Annotated in this window: 21 protein-coding genes and 1 tRNA gene; 13 read left to right on the top strand and 9 right to left on the bottom strand. The window is 71.5% G+C overall.

The window, feature by feature from the left end; translation table 11 throughout:
• Both D6689_09680 and pilB read right to left on the bottom strand, forming a co-directional pair.
• The coding region (locus D6689_09680) for a type IV pili twitching motility protein PilT (protein ID RMH41967.1) at positions 1-444 on the bottom strand (444 nt) is incomplete at its 3' end.
• Between the two features lie 34 nt (positions 445-478).
• Complete coding sequence (gene pilB, locus D6689_09675; protein ID RMH41966.1) at positions 479-2170, bottom strand: type IV-A pilus assembly ATPase PilB; 1692 nt, start codon at positions 2168-2170, stop codon at positions 479-481.
• A gap of 81 nt (positions 2171-2251) precedes the next feature.
• Between pilB and D6689_09670 the strand changes: the two genes are divergently transcribed.
• A complete protein-coding gene (locus D6689_09670; protein RMH41965.1) occupies positions 2252-3283 on the top strand; it encodes an L-erythro-3,5-diaminohexanoate dehydrogenase in 1032 nt (343 codons plus the stop codon).
• Positions 3284-3357: 74 nt separating this feature from the next.
• Complete coding sequence (locus tag D6689_09665) at positions 3358-3567, top strand: hypothetical protein (protein RMH41964.1); 210 nt, start codon at positions 3358-3360, stop codon at positions 3565-3567.
• Between the two features lie 9 nt (positions 3568-3576).
• On the opposite strand, the gene D6689_09660 is transcribed toward D6689_09665, so the two are convergent.
• Positions 3577-4194: a hypothetical protein gene (locus D6689_09660; GenBank protein RMH41963.1), complete on the bottom strand. Its 618-nt coding sequence runs from the start codon at positions 4192-4194 to the stop codon at positions 3577-3579.
• Between the two features lie 2 nt (positions 4195-4196).
• Positions 4197-5591, bottom strand: a complete 1395-nt coding sequence (locus D6689_09655) for a hypothetical protein (GenBank protein ID RMH41962.1) — start codon at positions 5589-5591, stop codon at positions 4197-4199.
• A gap of 183 nt (positions 5592-5774) precedes the next feature.
• On the opposite strand from D6689_09655, the gene D6689_09650 reads away from it, so the two are divergent.
• Both D6689_09650 and D6689_09645 read left to right on the top strand, forming a co-directional pair.
• The gene (locus D6689_09650) at positions 5775-8693 is read left to right on the top strand and encodes a methyltransferase domain-containing protein (GenBank protein RMH41961.1); all 2919 of its coding nucleotides are present in this window, start codon (positions 5775-5777) and stop codon (positions 8691-8693) included.
• Positions 8693-9328, top strand: a complete 636-nt coding sequence (locus D6689_09645) for a class I SAM-dependent methyltransferase (GenBank protein RMH41960.1) — start codon at positions 8693-8695, stop codon at positions 9326-9328. The genes D6689_09650 and D6689_09645 overlap by 1 nt, the downstream gene beginning before the upstream one ends.
• 26 nt (positions 9329-9354) lie before the next feature.
• Here the strand turns inward: D6689_09645 and D6689_09640 are convergent, their stop codons facing one another.
• Positions 9355-10491 carry a hypothetical protein gene (locus D6689_09640; GenBank protein ID RMH41959.1) on the bottom strand — a complete coding sequence of 379 codons (1137 nt, stop codon included), beginning with the start codon at positions 10489-10491 and terminating at the stop codon, positions 9355-9357.
• Between the two features lie 75 nt (positions 10492-10566).
• Positions 10567-10839 carry a hypothetical protein gene (locus tag D6689_09635; protein ID RMH41958.1) on the bottom strand — a complete coding sequence of 91 codons (273 nt, stop codon included), beginning with the start codon at positions 10837-10839 and terminating at the stop codon, positions 10567-10569.
• 177 nt (positions 10840-11016) lie between these two features.
• On the opposite strand from D6689_09635, the gene D6689_09630 reads away from it, so the two are divergent.
• Positions 11017-12249 (top strand): class I SAM-dependent rRNA methyltransferase, encoded by a 1233-nt coding sequence (locus D6689_09630; protein ID RMH41957.1) that lies wholly within the window; start codon positions 11017-11019, stop codon positions 12247-12249.
• An 86-nt stretch (positions 12250-12335) separates the two neighbouring features.
• Entirely contained in the window at positions 12336-13892 is a 1557-nt protein-coding gene (locus D6689_09625) for a hypothetical protein (GenBank protein ID RMH41956.1), read from the top strand.
• A 136-nt stretch (positions 13893-14028) separates the two neighbouring features.
• Here the strand turns inward: D6689_09625 and D6689_09620 are convergent, their stop codons facing one another.
• Positions 14029-15756: a hypothetical protein gene (locus tag D6689_09620; GenBank protein ID RMH41955.1), complete on the bottom strand. Its 1728-nt coding sequence runs from the start codon at positions 15754-15756 to the stop codon at positions 14029-14031.
• A 220-nt stretch (positions 15757-15976) separates the two neighbouring features.
• Between D6689_09620 and D6689_09615 the strand changes: the two genes are divergently transcribed.
• The 3 genes from D6689_09615 (at position 15977) to D6689_09605 (ending at position 17811) form a co-directional block, all read left to right on the top strand.
• The gene (locus D6689_09615) at positions 15977-16219 is read left to right on the top strand and encodes a DNA-directed RNA polymerase subunit omega (GenBank protein ID RMH41954.1); all 243 of its coding nucleotides are present in this window, start codon (positions 15977-15979) and stop codon (positions 16217-16219) included.
• Between the two features lie 53 nt (positions 16220-16272).
• On the top strand, positions 16273-17046 hold the full coding sequence (locus tag D6689_09610; protein RMH41953.1) for a J domain-containing protein: 774 nt from the start codon (positions 16273-16275) through the stop codon (positions 17044-17046).
• A 75-nt stretch (positions 17047-17121) separates the two neighbouring features.
• Positions 17122-17811, top strand: coding sequence for a hypothetical protein (locus D6689_09605; protein RMH41952.1), 690 nt, complete (start codon positions 17122-17124; stop codon positions 17809-17811).
• Between the two features lie 589 nt (positions 17812-18400).
• Here D6689_09605 and D6689_09600 read toward each other — a convergent pair.
• A complete protein-coding gene (locus D6689_09600) occupies positions 18401-19366 on the bottom strand; it encodes a DUF429 domain-containing protein (protein ID RMH41951.1) in 966 nt (321 codons plus the stop codon).
• Between D6689_09600 and D6689_09595 the strand changes: the two genes are divergently transcribed.
• The 3 genes from D6689_09595 (at position 19365) to D6689_09585 (ending at position 20888) form a co-directional block, all read left to right on the top strand.
• Positions 19365-19688, top strand: coding sequence for a tetratricopeptide repeat protein (locus D6689_09595; protein RMH41950.1), 324 nt, complete (start codon positions 19365-19367; stop codon positions 19686-19688). The two genes, D6689_09600 and D6689_09595, sit on opposite strands and share 2 nt — an antisense overlap.
• A gap of 69 nt (positions 19689-19757) precedes the next feature.
• Positions 19758-19843 (top strand) — tRNA-Leu (locus D6689_09590).
• Between the two features lie 124 nt (positions 19844-19967).
• Positions 19968-20888, top strand: a complete 921-nt coding sequence (locus tag D6689_09585) for a hypothetical protein (protein RMH41949.1) — start codon at positions 19968-19970, stop codon at positions 20886-20888.
• Positions 20889-20976: 88 nt separating this feature from the next.
• On the opposite strand, the gene D6689_09580 is transcribed toward D6689_09585, so the two are convergent.
• Positions 20977-22068: an aromatic ring-hydroxylating dioxygenase subunit alpha gene (locus D6689_09580; protein RMH41948.1), complete on the bottom strand. Its 1092-nt coding sequence runs from the start codon at positions 22066-22068 to the stop codon at positions 20977-20979.
• Between D6689_09580 and D6689_09575 the strand changes: the two genes are divergently transcribed.
• The gene (locus D6689_09575; GenBank protein RMH41947.1) at positions 22025-23734 is read left to right on the top strand and encodes a DUF2254 domain-containing protein; all 1710 of its coding nucleotides are present in this window, start codon (positions 22025-22027) and stop codon (positions 23732-23734) included. The two genes, D6689_09580 and D6689_09575, sit on opposite strands and share 44 nt — an antisense overlap.
• Positions 23735-23812 lie beyond the last annotated feature (78 nt).

The raw sequence follows: 23812 nt of genomic DNA, 5'->3' as shown, positions 1-23812 counted from the left end.
CGTGACGATGTGGTGCCGATGGTTGCTGTTGATCCGGTCGATCATCGACGCGAGCGTCGTCGATTTGCCCGACCCGGTCGGTCCGCACACGAGCACCAGGCCGCGCGGCTTTTCGCACAGTTCTTCGACGACGGGCGGCAGTCCCAGCTCGCGCAGCGGGACGATCTTGAACGGTACGATGCGGAAGGCACCTGCGACGGCGCCGCGCTGCATGAACAAGTTGGCGCGAAATCGCGCGAGGTTCTTGACGCCGAACGACAGGTCGAGTTCCTGGTCCTCCTCGAACCGCATCTTCTGCGCGTCCGTGAGGATCGAGTAACACAGCTGCTTGGTGTCGATCGGGGTGAGCGCGTCGGTACGCAACGGCACGAGCTGGCCGTCGATGCGCAGCTGCGGCGGCGTGCCCGTCGTAATGTGCAGGTCCGACGCGCCCTTGTCGATCATCGCGCGCAACAGCTGGTGCAAGGAAGGCGGCATCTCAGTCCTCGATCGTGACGCGCATGACCTCCTCCGGCGTCGTGATCCCCTCGAGGATCTTGTTGATGCCCGCCATGCGCAGCGTGGCGACGCCCTGCTGGATCATCTCGGCTTTCAGCTCCGCGGCCGACGCGCCCTGCAGCACGAGGTCTTTGAGTTCATCGGTAAACGGCATGACCTCGTAGAGCGCGACGCGACCCTTGTAGCCGGTATTGCTGCAGTTGCTGCACCCGGCCCCCTTCATGATGCGGGCGCGGTTGATCTGCTCCGCCGTCATCCCCATGCGCGCGAGCAGCTCCGGATTCTTTTCGTCTTCCTCGATGCACTCCGGGCAGATGCGGCGCGCGAGGCGCTGAGCGACGACCGCGTTGACCGATGCGCACACCAAGAACGGTTCGACGCCCATGTTGAGCAGACGGGACACGGTCGACGGCGCGTCGTTCGTGTGCAGGGTCGACAGCACCAAGTGGCCGGTAAGCGCGGCCTTGACTGCGATCTCCGCGGTCTCGAAGTCGCGGATCTCGCCGACCATGATGATGTCGGGGTCCTGGCGGAGAAACGACCGCAGCGCCGTGGCGAAGTTCAACCCGATGTCTTCGTGCATCTGCACCTGGTTGATGCCGGGCAGGTTGAACTCGACCGGGTCCTCGGCGGTGCTGATGTTGGTCGTGACCTTGTTGAGCTCGGACAGAGCCGAGTACAGCGTCGTCGTCTTGCCCGACCCGGTCGGTCCGGTCACGAGCACCATGCCATAGGGCTTGCGGATGGCGTGAAGAAAGTCGTCGAGCGGCTTCGGTTCGAACCCGAGCTTGGTCATGTCGAGCTGCAGGTTCGACTTGTCCAGCAAGCGCAATACGACCTTCTCGCCGAACAGCGTCGGCAGGACGGACACGCGGAAGTCCATCTCCCGGTCCTTGCCGATCTTGAGCTTGATGCGGCCGTCCTGCGGCAGGCGGCGCTCGGCGATGTCGAGGCTCGCCATGATCTTGATACGGCTCGTGATCGCGTTCTTCAGCCGCAGCGGCGGCCGCATCTCTTCGTGCAGTACGCCGTCGATCCGGTAGCGGATCCGCAGCGACTTTTCGTACGGCTCGATGTGGATGTCGGACGCCTTCTTCTTGATCGCCGACAGGAGGATCGCGTTGCAGAGCTTGACGACGGGCGCCTCGCCGGCCTGGTTTTCCAGGTCGACGACGTTGAGCGATTCGTCGCCGTCGGCCTCGAAGTCGATGTCCTCGTCGAAGTCGTCGATCAGGGCGTCGAGGTCGGGGCCCTTTTCGTAATATCGAAGGATCGCTTCTTCGATCGCGCTCTCGCTCGCGACGACCGGCTCGATGTTGTACTGGGTGAGGAACTTGAGCTCGTCGATCGCGTAGATGTTCGACGGGTCCGCCATCGCGACGATCAGGGTCGAGCCGGCGCGGTTGACCGGGATGACCATGTGCTTGGTCGCGACTTCCTTGGGCACCAGGGCCAGCACGTCCGGGTCGATCTCGAAGTCCTGCAGGTTGATCGACGGGAGGCTGTATTGCTGCGCCAGGAAGTTGGTGAGGTCCTGGTCGGCGACGTACCCGAGCTTGCTCAGCGCGACGCCGAGGCGTTTCCCGGTTCGTCGCGCCTCGTCCTGGGCCTCCTGCAGTTGCTGCAAGGAGATCATCTTTTCGCGGACGAGGAGCTCGCCTAGACGGCTCATGCGTATCTCCCCCTGAATAAACGGTTTTCAAGAGGTTAGCTTGCCAGCTCCGCGCGGTCAATGGTACCTGGGGGCCGACACATGGCGGAGCTTTCCCTACACGAACGGGTCGGTGCCCACCGCGTCGTCGCGCCGCGGGGCGCGTTGCCGCAGGTGGCGGACATCCTTGACGCAACCCCCGAGCGCCGCTCGGAGGGCGAGATGTTGATCGACGTCGAGACGCTCAACGTCGACAGCGCGTCGTTTCGCCAGCTCGCGGCCGCGGGGGATGTCGCCGCGCAGATTCGCGACATCGTGGCGCGTCGCGGCAAACTGCACAACCCGGTCACCGGCTCGGGGGGCATGTTGCTCGGCCGCGTCCAGTCGACCGGCTGCGAACTCGGCGAGCGTTTTGGCGTCGCGCCCGGCGACCGCGTGGCGACGCTCGTGTCCCTCACGCTGACGCCGCTGCACCTGGTTGCGATCGAATCGGTCAGACACGACGTGCACCAGGTCGACGTGCGCGGAACGGCCGTGTTGTTCCCGACCGGCGCCCTCGCGCGAATGCCGGCCGACATCCCCGAGCGAGTTGCGCTGGCGCTGTTCGACGTGGCCGGCGCTGCCCCGCAGGTCGCGCGGCTGGCGCGCGCCGGCGGCGCGGTCTGCATCCTCGGCGCCGGCGGTAAGAGCGGCCTGCTGTGCGGCGTGGCGGCGCGCGAGGTGGTCGGGCCGGCGGGCCGCGTCGTCGGGATCGAAGCCATCGAGGCTGCGGCCGATGCCGCGCGCTCGGTCGGCGCGTTCGACGCGGTTGTGGTTGCCGATGCATCCGACCCGCTCGCGACGGCTGACGCCGTTGCGACCGTGGGGCCGGCCGAGTTCGACCTCGTCGTGAGCTGCGTCAACGCGGATGGCGCCGAGCCGGCGGCGATCCTGCTCGCGCGCGAGCGGGGGTGCGTGTACTTCTTCAGCATGGCCACGCGGTTTGCGCGCGCGGCGCTGGGCGCCGAGGGCCTGTCGCGCGACGTCGATCTCATGATCGGGAACGGGTACTGCACCGGGCACGCGGAGGCGACGCTCGCGCTGTATCGCCGCCACTCGGTGCTGCGGGCCGAAATCGACCGCCGCTACGCGTAGCTACGCCGGCGTCCCGCCGAAAACTTGCCCCGCCCGTGCGGGCGGCCCACCGTGGAACATAGGGGGTCATTCGCATGGGGTACACAGAAGCCAGAGAGCTCGCCCGCATTCGCCAACAGCTGCGCGACCGGCTAATGTCCCAACGCAGGGAGGACGTCGCGGCAATCCTGGAGCGGCTGCGCCAGGTGGCGGACAACGAGCAGGAGTCGATGCCGGAGCTTCGCGGCGAGTACGAGCGGTGGAAGCTCCGCTTCGACCTGCTCGACGCATTCAGCGCCGCGTAGGGCGGCTACCTACGGTCCGGTCGTCTCGATGTACAGCCCGCCGTAGTTGTTGACGACGGTTGGGTCCGCGCCGCGCACGCGCACGTAGTAGGTTCCCTGGGGCGCGTTGGCCAGACGCACGTTGAGCGTGGCGTTGTCCTCGTAGGTGCCCGTGCTCACGGACGTGCCCTGCTCGTTGAGCAGGTCGAGCGCCAGCTCGCCGCGGGCGCGGTCCGTGTCGCGGACCTCGGCGAAGATGTTCTTGCCGTTCTGGTCGACCGACAGCCAGAACAGGTCGACGTCGCCCGCCGGGCAGATCGCCAGCGAGGCAAACGCGATCGCCGAGCCGTTGCCCGGGATCTGGGTCGGGTAGGCCTGATTGAGGTCGTCGTTGGGTTCGAGCGACGAGTCGTCGTTGCAGCCGGCCGTGCTTCCGTCGGGCCCGGCATCCGGAACCAATCCGCTGCCGCTCCGTACGCACACGCCCGTCGGCGAGCTGCCGCTCGGGACGCACACGTAGTCGTCGGGACACCGGGGCTCGTCGGCACTGCAGCGAAACGGCGTGTCGCCGAGTTCCGGATCGTAGGGGCTGCACGCGGTGCAAACGCACGCGAGGGCAATCGTCGCGAGGGTCGTGCAGGTGGACATGATCAGAACTCGATCGAGGCGGTGCCGCCGACCACGTCCGGGCCGACGACGGGGACGACGGTGACCGCGGCGGGCGTCTGCTCGGCGGGGCGCGTGCGGATCTCGCGGTACCACAGATAGCTGGCCAGCCCCGCCGATATGACGCCGGCGGTCAGCGTCACGCGGTAGACGGTCTGGTAGCGCTGGCCGTGCCGCTGCGTGTCGCGTTGGAAGTCGGAAAATTCGATGCACGGCCTGGAGCCGCCGTCGCTGCACGTGGTCGACCGGTTCGACTTGAACGCTTCGGCCTCGAGGGTGGACGCGGCGTCGGCCGCGACGAAGTAGGACGCGAGCGCCGCGGCGAGCAGGCCGCCCGCCGCTCCGGTCGCCGCCCACTTCAGGCGAGAGAACCGCGCCGAGCCGACGTCGAAGTACCCGTCGCGCGCGGGCTTCGCGCCGTCGGCGGCAGCGGCGGTGGGAGTGGGCGCGGGGGGACCGCCGAGGTCGGGGTAGTAGCGAGGCGGCGCCGCCTTGTCGATGAACACGACGTTCGGGCTCGTCGACCGGCCGGCGCGGGCGACGATCGCGCCCGACCGATCCTTGACCTCGATGTAGTACTGGACGCTGGTGCCCCGCATGACGGAAGCGGGAATGCGGCCGACCAGCTCGTTGTAGCGCCGCTTCATCACGACGGCCGTAAACCGGCTGGCGCCCTGTCCGCGGTAGTACAGCACCACCTGCCAGTCCGAATTCGGCGGGACGAATGCGGTGAGGTCCAGGGGCATGCCCGGCGGCGCCTCGTCGACGACCTGGTGCATGAACTCGCGCACGGCCGGCGCGTTCGCGCCGGGGGCCGTCTCGCTGGCGGGTTCGTCCGAGGAACCGGACGGCGCAGTCGGGGCCGGCGGGGCGGAGCCGGTCGGCGTCGTCGTGCCCGCCGGCTGCGGCTCGCCCGCTTCGAGTTCGCGTTCGAGCGCGGCGACGCGGTCGCGCGCATAGGCGTGGTTGTCGCTGTCTCCGGGCGCGTCGTGCAAGAACTTGCGGAAGTAAAACAGGGCCAGTTCCTTGTCGCCCAGCTCGTCGTAGACGTAGCCGATGTTGTATAGCAGCAGCGGGTTGCGCGACAGCCGATAGGACTCCTTGAACTCGGCGGCCGCCTCCGCGTGCTTGCCTTGCTTGACGAGTTCGGCGCCGCGCGCGAAGTGCGCCTTGGCCTGTTCGATGTCGGCCGCCGACGGCGCCGCCGGCGAGCGTTTGGCGGGCGCGCCGTCGTCCGCTTGCGGCGCCGGCGCAGCCTCCTGCGCGCGCGCCGCGACCGACACGGCCAACCCCGCAGCGACGGCCGCGCCCGTGACAATTGTTCGGTACCACTGCACGTAGAAACCTCCCGGCCGCACCCGCGGCCGCTGCCGATCCACCCTCGTGCGGATCCCTTACCCCAAATCCGGCGGCTCCGTCCAGCATCCGCGACGCCGGCGCGGCAAGCGGCCTACGCAGCGCCGCGGCGGCGAATGCGCCGGGCCGCGGCGGGTCGGCGAACGAACGTCAGCAGAAGCACGAGGATTGCGCGATCGCGTGGATGCTGACAGGATGTGCGCCCCATGTCGCATCATGACCGCGTCACGGAGCTGTATCGCGGCGAGATCATGTCCCGCGAGGCGAGTCGCATCTGTCGGGACCGCATCCATTGGATGTGCAGCCGGATTCGTGGCCAGCGCGTCCTCGACGTCGGCTGCAGCCAGGGAATCGCGTCGATTCTGGCGGCACGCGAGGGGTATGACGTCATAGGCGTCGACGTCGATGCCGAGGCGATTGAGTACGCGCGCGCGGCGTTGGCCGACGAGCCGGTTGCCGTACGCGAACGCGTGCGGTTCCTTTGCGCCGACATCTATTCGGTCGACCTCGGGGAGGACCGGTTCGACACAGTCCTGCTCGGCGAGATCCTCGAACACCAGACGCAGCCGCGCCGGTTGCTGCAGCGCGCGTGTGCGCTGCTAACCGACGAGGGGCTCGTCGTCATTACCACGCCGTTCGGGTTGCACGTTCACGACGACCACAAGTCGACCCTTTACCTGTCCGACCTCAGTGCGGTCATCGAGGGGCTGTGTGTTCCGCACGAGCTCGATGTCGTCGATGGCTACATCCGCTGCACGGCTGGCGGCGCCGCGGCGCCGGCCGGAGCCCAGGGCGCGCGTCCGGATCCGCTGTCGCCGGCCGAACTGCTCGCGCTGTCGGAGCGCGCGTTTCTTACGAAGGAGTGGCGCGCGTACGAAACGCTCGGCGACCGGGCGCGGCGCATCCGAACTCTGTCCGAGCAGTTGAAGGAGGCGGCCGCCGCTGTCGAGCGGCACGCGGAGCGCGCCGAGACCCTCGCGGAGCGTGCCGACGCGCTCGCGGAGCGCGCCGACGCGCTCGCGGAGCGCGCCGACGCGCTCGACAATCAACTTCGGGCGGCGCGCAAGCAGATCGACGAACTCACTCGAACGCGCAAGTCGCTCGAGGCGCGGCTGCGAAAGGCGACCGCAGCGCAAGCGGCTGCGGCGACGACGCCGCAGGCGAAGGGGGCGACAGCCGCCGCAAAATCCGGTGCGGTCGGCGCGGCGATCGCCGGTCCCCGCTACGCGGGCGGCCCGCTTCGACGGGGGCTGTCGGCGCTCGTCGACTCGGTTCGCCGCGAGACGAAGAGCAGGCGCATCGTCGAAGATCCGAGCACCGCGTTGCGAAAATCCTATGCGCGGATTCGTCGCGCGGTTCTGGATCAGCCGGTCACGCGCCCCGTGCGGCCGCGGCCGGATCGTGCACCGCAGTTTCGCCCCTATCGGCCGGTGATTCAGCCCGGGACGCGGGGGATCCCCATCGCCACGATTTTGGACACGTTCTCCGAGCATTGTTTTCAGTACGAAGCTCGGCTCGTGCCGCTCACGCGCGCCGGCTGGCGCGACCAACTGATGCGCGAACGTCCGGCCCTGCTGCTGTGTGAATCGGCGTGGCGCGGCAACGGCGGCGAGTGGAAGTACTTGATGACGAACTACGCGGACAGGCCGGACAATCCGCTTCGCGACGTGTTGGCTTGGTGCAAACAACAGGGGATTCCTCGGGTGTTTTGGAACAAGGAGGATCCCGCCAACTTCGACACGTTCAAGGATGTGGCCGCCGACTTTGACTACGTCTTCACCACCGACGCGGACTGCATTCCGCGTTACCGTGCCCTGCTCGGGCACGAGCGAGTCTTCGCGCTCCCATTCGCGGCTCAGCCGGCCATCCACAACCCGTGCCAGGACGGCGTCGACCGAGCCGGCAGCGTGTGCTTCGCCGGCTCGTGGCGCGCGGACAAGTATCCGGAGCGCGTCGCCGACAGTGAGATGCTGCTCGGCCCTGCGCTGGCTCACGGTCTCGATATTTTCGACCGCTACCACGGGACGGCGGATGCGGAAAAGTTCGCGTTCCCCGAGCCGTATCGGCGGGCTGTCCGGGGCAGCCTCGACTACGACCGGATGCTGTCGGCCTACCGCGGCTACAAGGTGTTCCTGAACGTCAACTCGGTCAAGCGATCGCCAACCATGTGCTCGCGGCGCGTGTTCGAACTGTTGGCTTGCGGAACTCCTGTCGTGACGAGCGAGTCGGATGGGATTCGCAACCTGCTCGGGACGCTCGTGCGGACGGTGTCGTCGTCGGAGGAGGCGGAACGCGAGATCGGCCGACTGCTGGCTGACGACGGCTACCGGGCGCGGATGGCCCACGCCGGCTACCGCGACGTCCTGACGCACCATACCTACGGCGACCGCTTGCGCGAGATCTTGCGCCAGGTGGGCATCGCCGACGACGCCAGCGAGGCGCCGCTCGTCACGATCCTCGCGCCCACGCAACGACCGGATCGCTTGGACAATCTGGTCGCCAACATACGCCGTCAAATCCACCGGCCGATCGAAGTCATCGTGTTGCTGAACCATCGAGGGTTCGACCGGCAGGCGGTGGAAAAGCGGTTTGCGACGCTGCCCAACGTTCAGATCCACGAGCTTCCAGAGGAACTCACGCTAGCTGAGTGCCTCAATTTCGGTGTGGACCACGCATCCGGCGAATGGATTGCGAAGTTCGATGACGACGATCTCTACGGTCCGCATTTCCTGTCGGACTTGCTGTTGGCGCGCTCGTACACCGATGCCCCTGTGCTCGGCAAGCGGTCATTTTTTGCGTACTTAGAGAACTCCGACTGCATGGCGATGCGGTTTCCTGGCAATAGTCATCGCCACGTCGATTTCGTTCACGGGGCGACGCTGGTCGTTCGGCGGGATGTATTCGACCAGTTCCGGTTCACCCCGGTACGGCAGGGAACGGACACCCTGTTCCTCAGGGCATGCCGACAAGCAGGTCTGCGTGTGTACTCGGCCGACCCGTACAATTTCATCCACGTCCGCCATGGTGATGTGCAGCAACATACCTGGCGGATTTCAGAGAAGGAGTTCTTGTCGAAGTGCCGCGTTGTGCGCTCGGGACTCGACACGGCGGAGGTCATGATCTGATGGCAGAACGGCAGGCCGCGCTTGCGGGGAGGTCCTCCACGACGGGGTCGGACGCGACGGCTCGCATTGTTGCGGAGGTGCGCGCGCTGTACGACGCGCATTATCCCGTGAAGGAGAGCGGCGTCTTCACCGAATACGACTGGAATCGGTGTGTCGCGGCGCTCGCGCATATCCGGGGGCCGCGTGTGCTCGACGTGGGGGTCGGTCCCGGTCAGATGTTCAACGTCCTGGCTCGCGATCGGTCCGTGGAGGACCTGGTTGGCATCGATATTCGATGGAACAAAAAGCTACTTCGGCCGGATCGCGGTCGCCTCGAGTTGATGGACATCCTCGATCTCCAATTCGAGGATGCCTCGTTCGACACGGTGTGCTGCATGGAGGTCCTCGAACACCTCGAGCCGATCGACTTTCACAAAGCGCTGGCGGAGCTACGGCGCGTTGTGTCGCACACGTTGGTCATGACGGTACCCTTCGAGGAACCGGAACCGCTGTGGCACCACGACCTGCCGGGCGGACACCGCCAGCGGTTCACGCAGGAGACGATCGACCGCGTCTTCCCGCGCGCCGACCGGCAGTTCATCTCGCGCGGTCGGGGAAAGGTGCCGTGGATCATGCTCGTCGAACATCGACGGTAGCGGGCGCGCCGATGCGCAACGGCGCGTCAGCCGCCGAACGGGTCGACGATACCCGTCTTTTTCTTCGCCGGCTTCGGCTTCTTGACCGCCCGGCGGCGCTTGGTCGCCTTGGGCGCGGCCGGCTTGCGGCGCGTCGCGCGGTCCGCCGCACTGCCGCCAAAGGGATCGGCGATGCCCGCGGTGGGCGTGTCGCGGTCGGCCTCGCGCAAGGGCTCGGCCACCGGCAGCGGTTCGACCGTCGGGGCGGGCGCAGCGGCTACCGGCAGCGGCGTCGCAATCGGTTCGGTGGGCGGCGGGGTCGGGCTGGCGGTGGTCGGCTGCGCGGCGACCGTCGGCGCTGCCGGTGGCTGCGCCGCCGCCGGCTGGACCGGAGCCGGCTGGACCGCGGCCGGCTGCGCGGCACCCGAGGCCGCGGCACCCGGCTGCGCCGAGGCGGCGGCAGGCGCGCTCGGCTGCGCCGCGGGCTGCGGGGACGTCGCGGCCGCGGTCGACGGCGCCGGCCCGCTCGGCAACATGAGCTTGACGACGAGCGCGGTGACGGCAATGCCGCCCGCGAACATGGCCGCCATCATCCACATCGGTGTCCGCTGGACCACGACGGCCGGCGCCGACGCCGCGGGCGCCACGGCGGCGACCGGCGCGCTCGCCGTCCGGTCCTGCGCGGCGTTCGCTTCGGCGCCGGCGGTCGCCCGCTCGGCGGCCTCCTTCGCGGCGGCGGCGGCGCGCTCGGCCTCGGCCCGCGCCGCGGCCGCAATCCGTTCGGCCTCCGCCTTCGCCTCGGCGGCGGCGCGCTCGGCCTCCTGCTTGGCGCGCGCCGCTTCGGCCTTGGCGCGCTCGGCCTCCTGCCTGGCGCGCTCGGCCTCCTCTTTGGCGCGCGCCGCGGCGGCGGCCTCGGCTTCCTCTTTGGCGCGCGCCGCGGCGGCCTCGGCCTCCTCGCGCGCCCGGCGCTCGGCCTCCGCCTTCTCTCGGGCGCCGCCGAGGTTCCATCCATCCTCGTCGAGCAGCGTCTCGTTCGCGCGCGAGATGAACGCCTCGAGCGACGCCTCGACGTCGGCGCGGTTCCCGAGTTCGCTGGCGACCTGGGTGAGCGCCGACGGCCGCCGGCGCCTGCCGTTGGCGGGGGTGCTGCCGTTTCCGCCGTCTTCCCTCTGCACGAGCATCATAGTACCTCCAATGAACCGCCCTCGTGGCCCCGGATCGCCGGCTCTCCGCGGGATCGGCCGGGCTCCCGAGACCCCTTACGCGCGCGGTCGCCCGCCGACCTCCACCACGTCGAGCTGATGGTACGCGGCCGCGTGGCGCTCGATCTCCTCCTCGTCGAGCAAGCCGAGCCGCGCGATCGCCGCGCCGATGCGGCCGCCGTTGGACCAGTGGTCCGCGAGCGCGCACAGCAGCTGCTCGTCGCTGATCGCGTTGCGCTCGCGCAAAAATTCGCCGAAGCGGATCAGCTGGAGCGCCTTCTTTTTTTTGTGGTTGCGGTGGATCGAACTGCCTTGCATGCGTGTGCCCATCCCAAAACGTGAAAAATTTGGTGGGCCATCCTACTCGATTTTTGTGCCTGGTCGAGGACAAAATGGCACGGGGGCGGGCTGGCCGCCGAGGGACGCGCCGGCCACCGGGGTACGGGTCCCCGAGCTGGCCGGCCAGCAGTGGACCGCCGGCGCCGACTTCTGCCAGTATCCGCGCGCATGGCTCGCACTCCGCGCACCCGCAGACCCTCCGGTCCCGTCGTCCGCAAGGGGACCATTCGGCTGCACCACGACGTCGCCCGCCGGATTCGCGCCGGCCACCCGTGGGTGTTCCGCGAGGCGATCGGCCGGACGCCGAAGGGACGCCCCGGCGACCCGGTCGACCTGGTGGACTGGGACGGCGAGTTCGTCGGCCGCGGGATCGCCGACGGCGACGGCCCCATCGCCGTCCGCGTCGTCACCCGCAGCCGGGACGAGCGCATCGGCCCGGACCTGTTCGCCCGCCGCGTCCAGGCGGCCGTCGACCTGCGGCGGCGCTGCTTCGACTTCGCGCGGGTCGACGCGCTGCGCCTCGTCAACGACGACAGCGACGACCTCCCGGGGATGGTGGTGGAGCGCTACGGCGACTACCTGGTCGCCTACCTGTTCTCCGAGGCGGCGCTGCGCTGGCGCGAGCCCGTGTACGACGCGCTCGAGCGCGAGCTGGCGCCGCGAGGCATCTACGAGCAGCGGCGGTTTCGTTCGCTCGGCGGCGAGGCGCCGCGCGGGCCGTCCGAGTTGGTTCGCGGCGCGGCGGCTCCGGTCGAGGTGACCGTGCGCGAAAACGACCTGCGGTTCGTCGTCGACGTGACGGCGCCCCTGTCGACCGGGTTGTTTCCCGACCTGCGCCTGGGTCGCGAGGCGGTGGCGCGCTGGGCGCGCGGGCGCCGCGTGCTCAATCTGTTCAGCTACACGGGCGCGATTTCGGTGTATGCGCAACATGGTGGCGCCACCGAGGTGGTCGCGGTGGACGTGTCGGCCAAGGCCCACGCGCGCGCGCGGCGCAACTTCGAGGTCAACGGGTTCGACCCGGAGGCGCCGGAGCACATCGCCGGCGACGTGTTCAAGGTGCTGGCGCGCATGGCCGACCGCGGCCGCCAGTTCGATCTGGTCGTGCTCGACCCGCCCGCGTTCGGCACCGGCGGCAAGGGGCGGCCGTTCTCGGCCGTGCGCGACTACGCGGAGCTGGTGACCGCGGCCCTGGCGGTGCTCGCCCCCGGCGGGGTGCTCGTCGCGGCGTCGGCGACGCGCAAGCTGCTGCCGAGCGATTTCGAGACGGCGCTCGGCCAGGGAGCGCACGCGGCGGGCCGCCCGCTGCGCATCGTCGAGCGCCAGGATCTGCCGGCCGATTTCCCGCGGCGGCCGGCGTTTCCCGAGGCCAACTACCTCAAGTTCGCCGTCGCGTTGGCGTGACGGCGTGCGCCCGTCGCGCCCGCGATCGACGGCGCCGGTGGCGTCGCGGCCCGACAATCGCTAGGATGGCGGCAGGGAGGGGAATCATGCAGCTTCGTTGGATTCGCGATGTGCTCGGGCTGACTGTGTGCGCCGTGGTCGCCGCGGCCTGCGGCGGCGACGACGAAGGCTCCGCGGACGCCGCCGTGCACGCGGATGCGGCGGGCGGGACCGACGCGGCGAGCGGGACCGACGCCGCGCCGGCGCCGGATGCCGCCGCGCCCGACGCGGCCGCGCCCGACGCGGCTGTGCCGGATGCGGCCGCGCCGGACGCCGCGCCGCCGGGCCTCGTCACCGTCGTCATTCGCGACGGCGCCGGCGCTCCGGTCGCGGGCGTCGACGTACTGTTCTCGGCTCCCGACGGCACGGCCGTGAGCCACAAGCAGACGGACGCGGCGGGCACCGCGTCCGAGACGCTCGCCGGCGGCTCGATGGTGACGGTCGCGGTCATGGAGGCCGGCGGCGTCGGACCGACACGGATGAACCTGTTTACGCTCGGCGACGTGCAGCCCGGCGACGCCATCGTGATCGACGGCTTCGGCGACGACACGCCCCAGTCGGTGCTGGGCACCGTGAGTTTCACGTGGCCGGCCCCGCCGGCGGCGGGCCTGTCGTACCACGTCACGGACGGCTGCAACACGGCCGAGACGGACAACCCGAGCGCGCCGACCGATCTGGACATCTCGAGCGCGTGCGGCCTGGCCGGCGGCACGCAGTATCACGCGTTCGCCCAGGCCGTGCAGCCGGGGACCAGCGGCGCCAACCCGGACGCGATCGTCGCATATAGCCTGGTCAAGAATCAGCCGGTATCGACGACGGACGTGACCCTGCCCGACTGGAGCACGGCGTTTGCGTCCGTGTCGGTCGACGTCGTCAACGCGCCGGCCGGGGCGTTCGCCGTCGTCGGCGACGGCGCGTTCACGCTCGACGGAATCGAGTTCGACCCCCTCGACAATCAGGTTTTCTTCGGCGGGACGGCGGCCTACCAGCTGAGGGTGCCGGCCGTGGCGCCCGCGTCGACCCGCGCGCAGACGGGGGCCATCTTCGGCTCGCCCGCCGAGGGGTTCACCGGCGGCGTGATCGGTATCGCGGACGTGGCCGGCGTGCCGGACTCGATCACGGCGGACTTCGCCCAGTACGCGCGGCCGGCGACGTCGGGCACGTTCGACACGACCGATCCGGCGCGCCCGGTCATCGGGTGGACCGCCTCGGGGACTCCGGGCGCCACCGACTTCACGCAGGTCAACCTGAGCTGGTCGCAAGCCGGCGAGGAGCACCACTGGCTGCTGGTGACGAACCCGGCGGAGGTCGGCCCGGTTCAGCTCCCGGAGATGCCGGCGGCGCTCGCCGCCTACGCGCCAAGCGCCGATGCGGTGTTCGATTCCCCCGAGGTGGCGTACCTCGCGGCGAGCTGGATCACCGACGATTGGGACACCCTGCGCCAGCGCGCCGGCCAGCCGACGGCGACGCCGCCGGCGACCGACTTTACCCTGTCGATGTCGTTCCCGGTGTTCCCGGATCCGTCGTCGCCCGCCCGGGCGCCAGACGCGCGGTCGCTGGCCGCGGCGGTGCGCTCGGCGCGCGCGGCGCTCCGCCTGCGCTGAGCCGCGGCCGGGACCGCGCCGGCGCGGACGCGACCCCCCTCGCGGCGCTCGGCCCGCGCGGAGCCGCGGCCGGGACCGCGCCGGCGCGGACGCGACCCTCCTCGCGGCGCTCGGCCCGCGCGGAGCCGCGGCCGGGCTACGCTCGCCGCCGCCACGCGGCGGCCGCGGCGGCGAGCGCCTGCTCCGCCCCGTCGCGCGGCAGGTAGCCGAGCGGCAGGCGCCGGCCGCCCACGGCGATCTCGTTCGGCGGCGCGTCGCGCACCTGCAGGTCGATCGCCGCACCGGCCGCGATGGCGGCCCGCGCGGCCGCGATCACGTTGTCGCACGCCGCGGCGAGCACCGGGCACGGGCGGCGCGGGGCGACGACCACGGGCAGCGGCCCGGCCGGGTCGGCCGGCGGCGGCGGCGAAAACCGCACGCGCGGCGCCGGTCCCGCGACCGGCCGGTACATCGCGAGCGCGTCTTCGCAGCGCGCGACCACGTCGAAGCCGAGGGCCGCAAACGACTCCCAGTACAGATAGACCTCCTGCTGGGTCGCCTCCGCGAGCGCGCCCGCGTAGTCGCCGGCGCGCGCGACGCCGTCGAGCCACTCGATCAGGCGCTCGTCGATGCCGGCGTCGCGCCAGTCGCGGGCGACCCACACCGAGAACACGTACAGGTAGCGGCCGGCGCCGGCGGCGTCCAGCGGCGCGTCCGCGTCGGCCAGGTCGCTGGCGACGAGCGCGCCGGCGACGTCGCCGCCCGGCGTCTCCGCGATCGCCGCGCGCAGCGTGGCGCCGAGCCGATCGCGCACCGCGGCGCGCACCCGGTCGGCGGCCGCGGCGACGTCGGCGAGCGGAATGTCCTCCGCGTATCGGAACAGCGCGCCGACGTCCGCCGGGCCGGCCTCGCGCACGCGCACGTCGCGGCGCGCGCGCGACCGCCGTCCCTCGCGCAGGCCGCGCTCCATCGCGTCGATCGCGCGGGCCTCGGCATCGGCGGCCGCGGCGATCGCGTCGCGCGCCGCCACGCGCGCCGTGGTCGACAGCCCGTAGCCCTCGGGCAGCGGCCACGGCGTGTCGGCCGCCAGCGCAAGCAGCAGATCGCACGTCCGGCGGCAGTGAGGGGCGGCCTCCGCGAACGCCGGGCCGAGCCGGTCGAGGAACGGCGCCGCCGTCGCGCGCAGCTCGGCGACGGCGTGCAGCGTGTACGCGTGCCCCGCGGGATCGATGGCGCCGCGGTCGAGCGCGTCGTGCCACCGCGCCCACGCCGGCAGTCCCGCGTCGAACCCGCCGAGCCGCGGCCCGACGCCGCGCGCTCGCCGCACCGCGGCCCGGACGGCGGCCCGGCCGGCGACGTCCGGGTCGAGGTCGGCGCGCCCCGACTGCAGCGCCGCCAGCAGCACGACCGGCACGTCGCCGCGCCCGAGCTGGTCGACCGGGATCGCGTCGGGCGCGCGGCCGTCGAGCACCCCCGACACGAACATGCGGCGGGCGTCCGGATCGTAGCCGCGGACGAGCCCGAACTCGGGCAGGTGGACGCCGAACAGGATGGCCGGCAGGCCGCGGTCGAGCGACTCGGCCGCGGTGCGGGCCGCGCGCTCGCGGGCGCGGTCGATCCGCGGATCCTCGTCGTCCGCGTACACGACGGCCAGGTCGTACCCCAGGCGCGACGCCATCGCGGGCAGCTCCTGGGCCCACGGGTACGCCGCGATGCCCGATGGGGACACCGTCCGGTCCACGTTGATGTACCAGCTCAGGCCGGTGAGGCCGCCGATGTCGGCGAGATCGCGCGGATCGCCGGCGGCGGCGAGGCAGGCGCGCAGGGCCGACAGCAGCGTGCAGCGGCCGGGCGGGAGGGCGACATCGACGGAGACGGTGGACATGGGCTTCCGACGAGGTACCACAGACCGGGCGGGTCGGGTGCGCCCGCGGGCGGCTTGTCGAGCGCCGGGGGGCTCGCCGGCCGGCCAGGATGGCTCAGCGAGCGCGGCGGAAACACGTTCGCAGCGGCGAGGCGGGTCAGGCGGTGACCCGGGGGCGCTCCGGTCCTTGACAGCGGGGGCCGCGCGACTAGAATGCCTGCTCCGCGACAAGGAGCACCGCGTGGCACGCGTTACGGTCGAAGACTGCCTCGAGAAGCAAAACAATCGGTTTGCGCTGGTCATCCTGGCCGCCGAACGCGCTCGCCAGCTCGCCAAGGGAGCGACGCCGTTGGTGGAGTGCGACAACAAGCCGGCGGTGACCGCGCTCCGCGAGATCGCGGCGGGCCGCGTGCGGTTCCTCGAGGACGTCAAGTCCGTCGTCGAGGACTTCATCCGCGAGCGCCGCGAAGCGGGCATCTTGTAGGCGCCGCCGCCGAAAACTTGCCCCGGCTGCTGGGCCGCCGGCTAGATCGACGCGTGACGGAGACGCTCGTCCGCGGCGAGTTCGCGCGCCTCGCGTATCGGCTCGGCCGGTCGGCGGCCACCGGCGTGCTCACGGTGACGCCACAGCGGGGCGCGGCCGAGCGGTTCGTTCTGCGCCGCGGCTACGTCATGGCGGCCGACGCCGCCGCGCCGGGCCCGGATGCGGCCCGCCGGCTCGCGCGCGCCGCGGCGTTCGACCGCGCCCGGTGGAGCTTCGACGGCGGCACCGCGGCCTATCCGCCCGGCGCCGTCGACCGGCAAGTGTCGCTCGCGGCGTGGTCGCGCGCCCACCTCGAGGCGCAAGTCGATTCGGCCCGCGCGCAACGACTGGTGCGCGAACTGGCCGGCGTGCGGCTGGCGCTGAGGCCGGACCTGGCACCGCCGCCGGCCCTGTGCGACGACACGGATCGGCGGGTGCTGGACGCGATGCGCGCGCCGCGACGGCTCGACCAGATCTGGCCGCTCGCGCGCACGCCGCGGTTTCGCTTGCTCACGTTCCTGCACTTTTTGCACGCGGTCGGGGCCGTGGAGGTGCACGGCGTCGGCGCGCCGCGCGCGCGGGAGGCGGACCCGAGCGCGCGCGCCCGGCGCGTCCTCGGCGTCGACGGCGCGGCGGATCGCGAGGCGGTCAAGCGCGCGTATCGGCGGCTCGCGCGCGCGCTGCACCCGGACCTGCACCCGTCGGCCTCCGACGAGCGACGCGCGCGGTTGGCGCGCAAGTTCGCCGAGGTAAGCGCCGCATACCGCCAGCTGCTCGGCGCGCCGTAGCCGTCGAGTGTGTCCTTGCGCAGTCGACGCGGTCGGACTACGGTAAAGGGGCGCGGCGACTGGGCCGCGTCCTGCATGCCGATCGAACTCAACATCCGCTGGGAGGACCTCGAGGCCGCGGTCGAACGCAACGCGCCTGACACCGAGAGCTTTCTCGATCTCGAGACCGGGGACGTCGTGACGATCGTCGGCGGCGAACCCGAGGCGCCCGTGCTCAAGCGGCGCGTGGCCGAGCACATCGACAAGTACCGGCGCATCGATCCGGCGTCGTCGCGGGAACAATACCGATGGATGGAGCGGTTCGTCGCGTCCGTGGCCGACGATGGGCTGCGCCAGCGCCTGCGCATCGCGATCGATGGCAAGGGGGCGTTTCGCCGCTTCAAAGACGTGCTGGCCGCCTATCCGGCCGAGCGAGAGCGGTGGTTCTCGTACCGTTCGGACCTGCTGCACTGGCACATGCACACGTGGCTGTCGAGTCAGAACATCGCGCCGAGCAACCCGCCGCCGTGGGGCCCGGCGAAGCCCCCGCCGGAGCTGCCGCAAGTGGCCCCCGCCGAGCACCCGGTCGCCGCCGAGCCGCCGGGGGAAGCGTTGCGGCGCGAGGCGAAAGAACTCATCGATGCGCTCGCCGCGATCGAGCTGCCGAGCGCGATCGCGTTTCTCGAGTTCCTCAAACAGCGGGGCACGCGGGCGCTCACCGGCACGCATCGCGCGGACACCGATGACGGGGGCAACGTCGAGGTGCTTCGCAGCGCCAAGCGATAGGACTCCGTTGCGCGGCAGCGAGCGCGCAGACCGGCGACCGGCAGGGCGGCCCGGACGACCGGCATGCGGTGGCCGGTGGCTCGCGGCGGCCCTGTGCGCCATCGCCGCGGCGTGCGGCGGCGCGCCGCCGCGAGCGGAGCCCGTCGCGGCCCGCGAGGATCCGGTGCGCCGGGCGTGCCGCCACTACAACGTCCGGATGGCCGGGTTCATCGACCGGCTCGGCGCCGCGCTGGACGTGTACGTCGAGCGCACCGCCGCCGCGACCGACGACGCGGCGCGCGCCGCCGCCGCTCGCGGGCTCGCCTCGTTCCTCGCGGACGAGCTGCCGGCGTTGCGCGACATCACCAGCGACGATCCTCGGCTGCGCGCTGCCCATGCGGATCTCGTGGCCTCCGTCGACCAGATCGCGTCCGCCTCCGAGCAGCTCGCGACCGGCTACGACCTCGGCGACGCGGCGATCCGCATGCGGGCGCTCGAGCGGCGCGACCGCGCGCTCGGCGACTGGTCGCGGTCGACGCACGACATCGTCCGCCGCTGCCGGCCGGACCCGGACGCCTCGCCGGCCGGCGCCGGCGCACCGCGACAACGGCTACGCGCGCCGGGCCGGTTCCGGGGTCCAGATCCACCCGTCGCGCGCGAACAGCTCGCGCGACTCGGCCGGCAGTTGCCAGTCGTCCCGCGCCCACAGGAACGCGGTGTAGGCCGACAGCACGGCGTCGAAGCAATGGTCGTTGCGCAGCACCTGCTCGCGCGAGAACCCGCTGGTCGGCGCAAACTGCAGGTCGCGGAGCTGTTCGACGATCTCGGCGCGCGTCTCCCACGGGTCGGCGTCGCGCTTGTAGCCGCGGGCTCGCCTCGGCCCGAATAGCGCGTGCACGGTCGCCGGGGGCGACACCTCGATGAGGTTGTCGTTCAGCGCGAAGCCGTGGCGGGCGAGGGCTCGCCGCACGTGTGCCGCCCGCGCCGTGATCGGCCCTGTGCCCTGGCCGAGGGTCTCGCGGGTGCGGATGCCGCGGGCGTGGCGCAGGTGGACCGCCGCCGGGCGGTGCGTGTACGGCGACAGCAGGGGCCGGCGCCGCGGGCGGACTGCGGGGGCGGGGGCGACGCTGCCCGTGATCGCGGCGGCGATCCGATCGCGGTCCGCGTCGGCGGCGGCGAGCTCCGCTCCGATCGTGTTGAGCCACACGACCGCCGGATCCGCGCAGGCCGCCTGCCCCGGGCAGGTGGCCTCGACGCAGCGAATGCACGCGGGCAGGGTGAGCGGCGCGTCGATCGCGACCGCGGTGCCCGCGCCGAGCGCCGCCACGTAGGTGACAAGCGCGTCGTCGTGCCATGGCCGGCCACCCGGCGCGCGCGGCAGGACCTCCTGCACGACCGCGCGCCCGTCGTCCCCCCCGGCCAGGCGCGCGATCGCCGTCGATTTCCCGCGGGCGCCGCCCAGGTCGACGCCGACGAAGGTGTGAAACGGCCGCGGCACGTGTTTACCAGTTGTAGCACAGGAGGCTGTCGGCCCCTTGCGCGCCGCCGCCGCGGCCCGTAGGATTTTGCGCCGCATGGACCGAATCGACACCTTGCGCGCGTTCGCCGCGCAGCGTCCGGACGACCCGTTTCCTCTGTACGGGTTGGCGATGGAGCTGCGCAACGCGCAGCGCTACGACGAGGCGCAGGAGGTGTTCGATCGCCTTCGCGCCGCGTTCCCGGACTACCTGCCGGCGTACTTTCACGCCGGAGCCAACCTCGCGGCGTTGGGGCGCACCGAGGACGCCCTCGCGCGCTACCGCGACGGGCTCGATGTCGCGCGGCGCGCGGGCGATGCGAAGACGGCAGACGAGATCTCCGCGGCGATCGCGGAACTGGAGGCGAAGCAGACGGAGTGACGCACCCACCGCGGCGCGGATGGCGCGGCGGTCGAACCGGGCGCGAGTCGAACAGGACGACAACCCCTGGCCGGGGTGGTGGAACGGTAGACACGGCGGATTCAAAATCCGCTGCGCACGAGCGCGTGAGGGTTCAAATCCCTCCCCCGGCACCGAATCTGCGCGGCGTCGTCCGCAGCGCGGCGTTCACGCTGTGGCGCATGCGCCACAGGGAAGGGGACGGTGTCGGCGGTGTTTCGGACCATGCGGGCTGGCTCCGCGCTTGCATCGCGCAAGCGCATGGCGCGAGTTCCGGCGTGGATTGCGTGCGCGGGCCTGGCCGCGGTTGCGCTCGCCGGCGGCTGCGACCGGCTCGACTGCTTCGACGGCGGGCCGCTCGAGCGCGCGTATCGCGCGGGGCAGAGCGAGGCCGAGGCCGCCAACCGCGCCGACTTCGACCGCGGGCGGGCCGATGGCCTCGCCCTGTCGCGCGACGACGGTCGCCGCGACGGCGACGCGGCCGGCTACGACGCCGGCTACGCCGACGGCTACTGGGGGGACGCGGGCTACGACGCGGGCTACGGCGCGGGCTACGCGGCCGGGCTCGGCGACGGCGCGGCCGATCCGTTCGCGTGCGGCGACGGCGCCGGCGCGGGCGCGGCCGACGGCGACGCCGACGGGTACGACGCCGGCTGGGCCGACACCTACGGCCCCGCGTACGACGCGGGCTACGGCGACGGCTGGGCCGAGGGCCAGCAGCAGTGCGCGTCGTACGCGCCGGCGCCCGCGGTGCGACGCGCGGCGGCTCGGGCGCCGGCGGCGGTCGGCGCCGCTCCCGATGCCTCCGTCGACCCGGAGGCGCTCGCGGCGTGTGAGCGTCGCGGATATCGCGCGGCGCGCGATTCGACGGCCTACGACCGCGGGTTTGCGGCGGGCGTCGCCGCCAACCGCGACTACCAGGCCGGATTCGCGGCGGGGTGGGACGCCGGCTACGCGACGGGGCTGCGCGACGGCCAGGCCGACGGCTACGGCGACGGGTGGGCGGACGGCTACGACGCCGGCTACGCCGACGGCTACGACGCGGGCTTCGCCGACTGCTACGACCTGGCGTACTTCCGCGCCTACTGGGACGCCTACGACGCCGGCCGCGCCGACGGGGCCGACGCCGGCTACGCGGACGGCTACAGCGACGGCTACAGCGATGCCGCCGACGACTGTTGAGCCGCCATCGTCTCGACGGGCCCGACCGGCTGCGCATGGAACGCTATCGGTTGTAACGGCAGCTTGTTGACGACGCGCGCGCGGCGGCTCAGACGGTCATGCGGATCGACTCGTCCACGGCCGGCTCGGGCGTCGGCCGCGCGTCGCCGCGCTCGGCGGCCTTCATCAGCCGCCAGATGTGCGGGCCGAGCACGTCGATGTCGGTGTGGACGAACTGTTCGCCGCCGAACGTGCGTATCGTGTCGGTCTGGGCGCGCAGGATCTTGGCGTCCTGCGCGAATATCGCGCGCCCGAGCGGTTCGAGCACCGGCTTGACCGCCCACCCCGGCACCCGGCCGAGTCGGTAGCTCACGCACGCGAACAGCTTCGTGTGAAAGTCGGTGACCGGCGTGCACATCGATGTCACGACGATGTGCGTGTCGTCGCCGAGCGCGTAGTCCACCTGCGCGATCGACGGCAGGATGAACCGGTCGACGTGGGCGACCTCGCCGCCGCCGGGGGACAACAGCCGCGCGACGAGCCCCTTGGGGCGCGGTTCGCCGAGGTATTCGGCCTCGCACCGGTCCCCAAACCGGCGCACGCGCGCGGTGATCGACGTGCGCGCGCCCGCGCCGCGAAACAGCCCCTTGTGCAAGAACGCGGTGTGGGGCACGTCGAGGGCGTTTTCGATGGTCGCGTGCAGCGTCGCGTCCGCCTGCACGACCCGGTGCGCGTGCGTGTAGCGCGGATCGTCGAGGTGCGGCAGGCGAAACGGCTCGGACGCCGGCTCGGCGTCGGGCCGGCCGTAGACCCACACGTAGCCCTGTTGTTCGCGCACCGGGTACGCGGTGGCGCTCCGACCGCGCGCGGCGACCGGACCGAGGAGCCCGGGGATGGCGGTGCACGTGCCGTCCACATCGAACTCCCAGCCGTGGTACTTGCACTGCAGGCAACTGCCGCGCACGCTGCCGAGCGACAGCGGCACGTTGCGGTGCGGGCACCGGTCGACCAGCGCCGCCGCCCGGCCGGCCTCGGTGCGGTACAGCACCAGCGGCGTGCCCAGCACGGTGACGGCGACGGGCCGCCGGCGGCGCAGGTCGCGCGACCGGCACGCGACGTACCAGTAGTCGGGCAGGCGGGCGACGGACACGTGCGCCTTGGTCGGCGGCGGGCCGAGCCGGGGTTCGACGGGGCGGCGCATGGACATCGCGCCGACTATAGCAAGCGGCCGCGGGCCGCCGGGACTGCGTTACAGTTGGCGCGTGCGCGACGACGATTCGAAGGCGCCGCGGCGTGCGACGACCCAGGCCGAGCGCTATCGCCTCGCGCGCGCGGCCGGCGCGCGAGGCGCGAGGCCCGACTGGAAGCGACTGTGGCTCGCGCCCGTGGCGGTGCTCGCGGCGCTGTCGCTCGCCGCGTTCGCGGCGTTCTACCTGATCGACGCCATGACGGTCGGCGGCGACGCGTCGATCGGCGACGCCGTGGCGCGATTCTTCGCGTTCGAACCCGACAAGCTCACCGATTCGGTGTCGTCGCTGGCCGGGATCATCGCCGCGGTGCTGGGCATCGTCATCACCGTCGTGTCGATCGTCGTCCAGCTGTCGGCCGATCGGTACACCGGCGTCGCGCGCATGTTCCTGCGCGACCGCATCAACGTCGGCGTGATGGCCTACTTCGTGGTCGCGTGCGTGTGCGGCGTGTGGCTGAGCGTGACGCTGCAAACCGGATTCGTGCCGCGCGCGGCGCTCGTCGCGATGATCGTGGCGACTACCCTCGGCCTCGTCATCATGCTGCCGTACTTCGCGTACGTGTTCTGGTTCCTCGAGCCGGCGACGATCGTCGCGCGCATCGGCGACGACGCCGTCCGGTCCGCGCGCGCCGGCAAGCAGGTGCCGACGCTCGACGCGATGGAGGAACTCACGGACATCACGAGCAACTCGATCTCGGGGAAGGACAAGATCATTGCGAGCCGCGCGATCGACGCGCTCAAGGACTTCGCGCTCACGTATCTCGACCTCAAGCCGCAGATGGCGGCCGATTGGTTCGCGATCGGTCCGGGCATTCGCGACAACCCGGACTTCGTCGCGATGGATCGCGAGTCGCTTCACGATCTCGAGCAGCGGCGCACCTGGGTCGAGTGGAAGGTGCTGCGGCAATACCTTGGTATCTACAACGAAGCGCTGGCTGCGATGCCGGACGTCAACTACCTGATCGCGATCGACACGCGCTACATCGGCGAGGCCGCCGGCGACCGCGACGACATCGAACTCGTCCGCACCGTGTTCCGCTTCATGAACTCCTACCTGCGCGCGACCATCAACGCGCGCAACGTGCGGACGGCCTACAATGTGCTCAACCAGTACCGCATTCTGCTCGAGCGGCTGCTGGCGCAAGGGCACGGCGCGCTGGCTGTCGAGGGCGTCGGCTACATGCACTACTACGGCCACGTGAGCTACGCGGCGAACCTGGCGTTCGTGACCGAGACGGTCGCGTACGACGTGTCGGCGCTGTGCCAGTTCGCGCATGCTCGCGGCGTTCCCGAACAGGACGACATGCTCGCGCAGTTCCTCCAGCTCGACGAGCCGATGCGCGGCAAGAGCCAGGAAAAGGGGCTCGTCGGCGTCCGCAAGGCGCAGGTCAAGCTGGCCGCGTACTTCCTTCAGGCAGGTGAGACCGCCAAGGCGCGTCAGATCGCCGACGACATGCGCGACGAGCCGCGCGATCGGCTGGCCGTCATTCGCGCCGAGCTGGAACGCGTCGACAGCAAGGACTTTTGGGAGATCATCGACCGCGGTCGCAACTTCGAGTACATGCCGCCCGAGCAGCGCCGCCACATGGCGACCTTCTTCGAGTGGCTGGGCGTGTGACGCCGCCGTCCGCGGCGGCGCGCCCGGCGGCGTGGCGTCGCGCGCCGCGGTCCGTCGCGCGGTATGCTCGCGCGCGTG

This window comes from Deltaproteobacteria bacterium (assembly GCA_003696105.1).
Lineage (GTDB): Bacteria > Myxococcota_A > Polyangia > Haliangiales > J016 > J016.
Note: the sequence above shows the minus strand (reverse complement) of the source record. Positions and strands in the feature narration are given on the sequence as shown.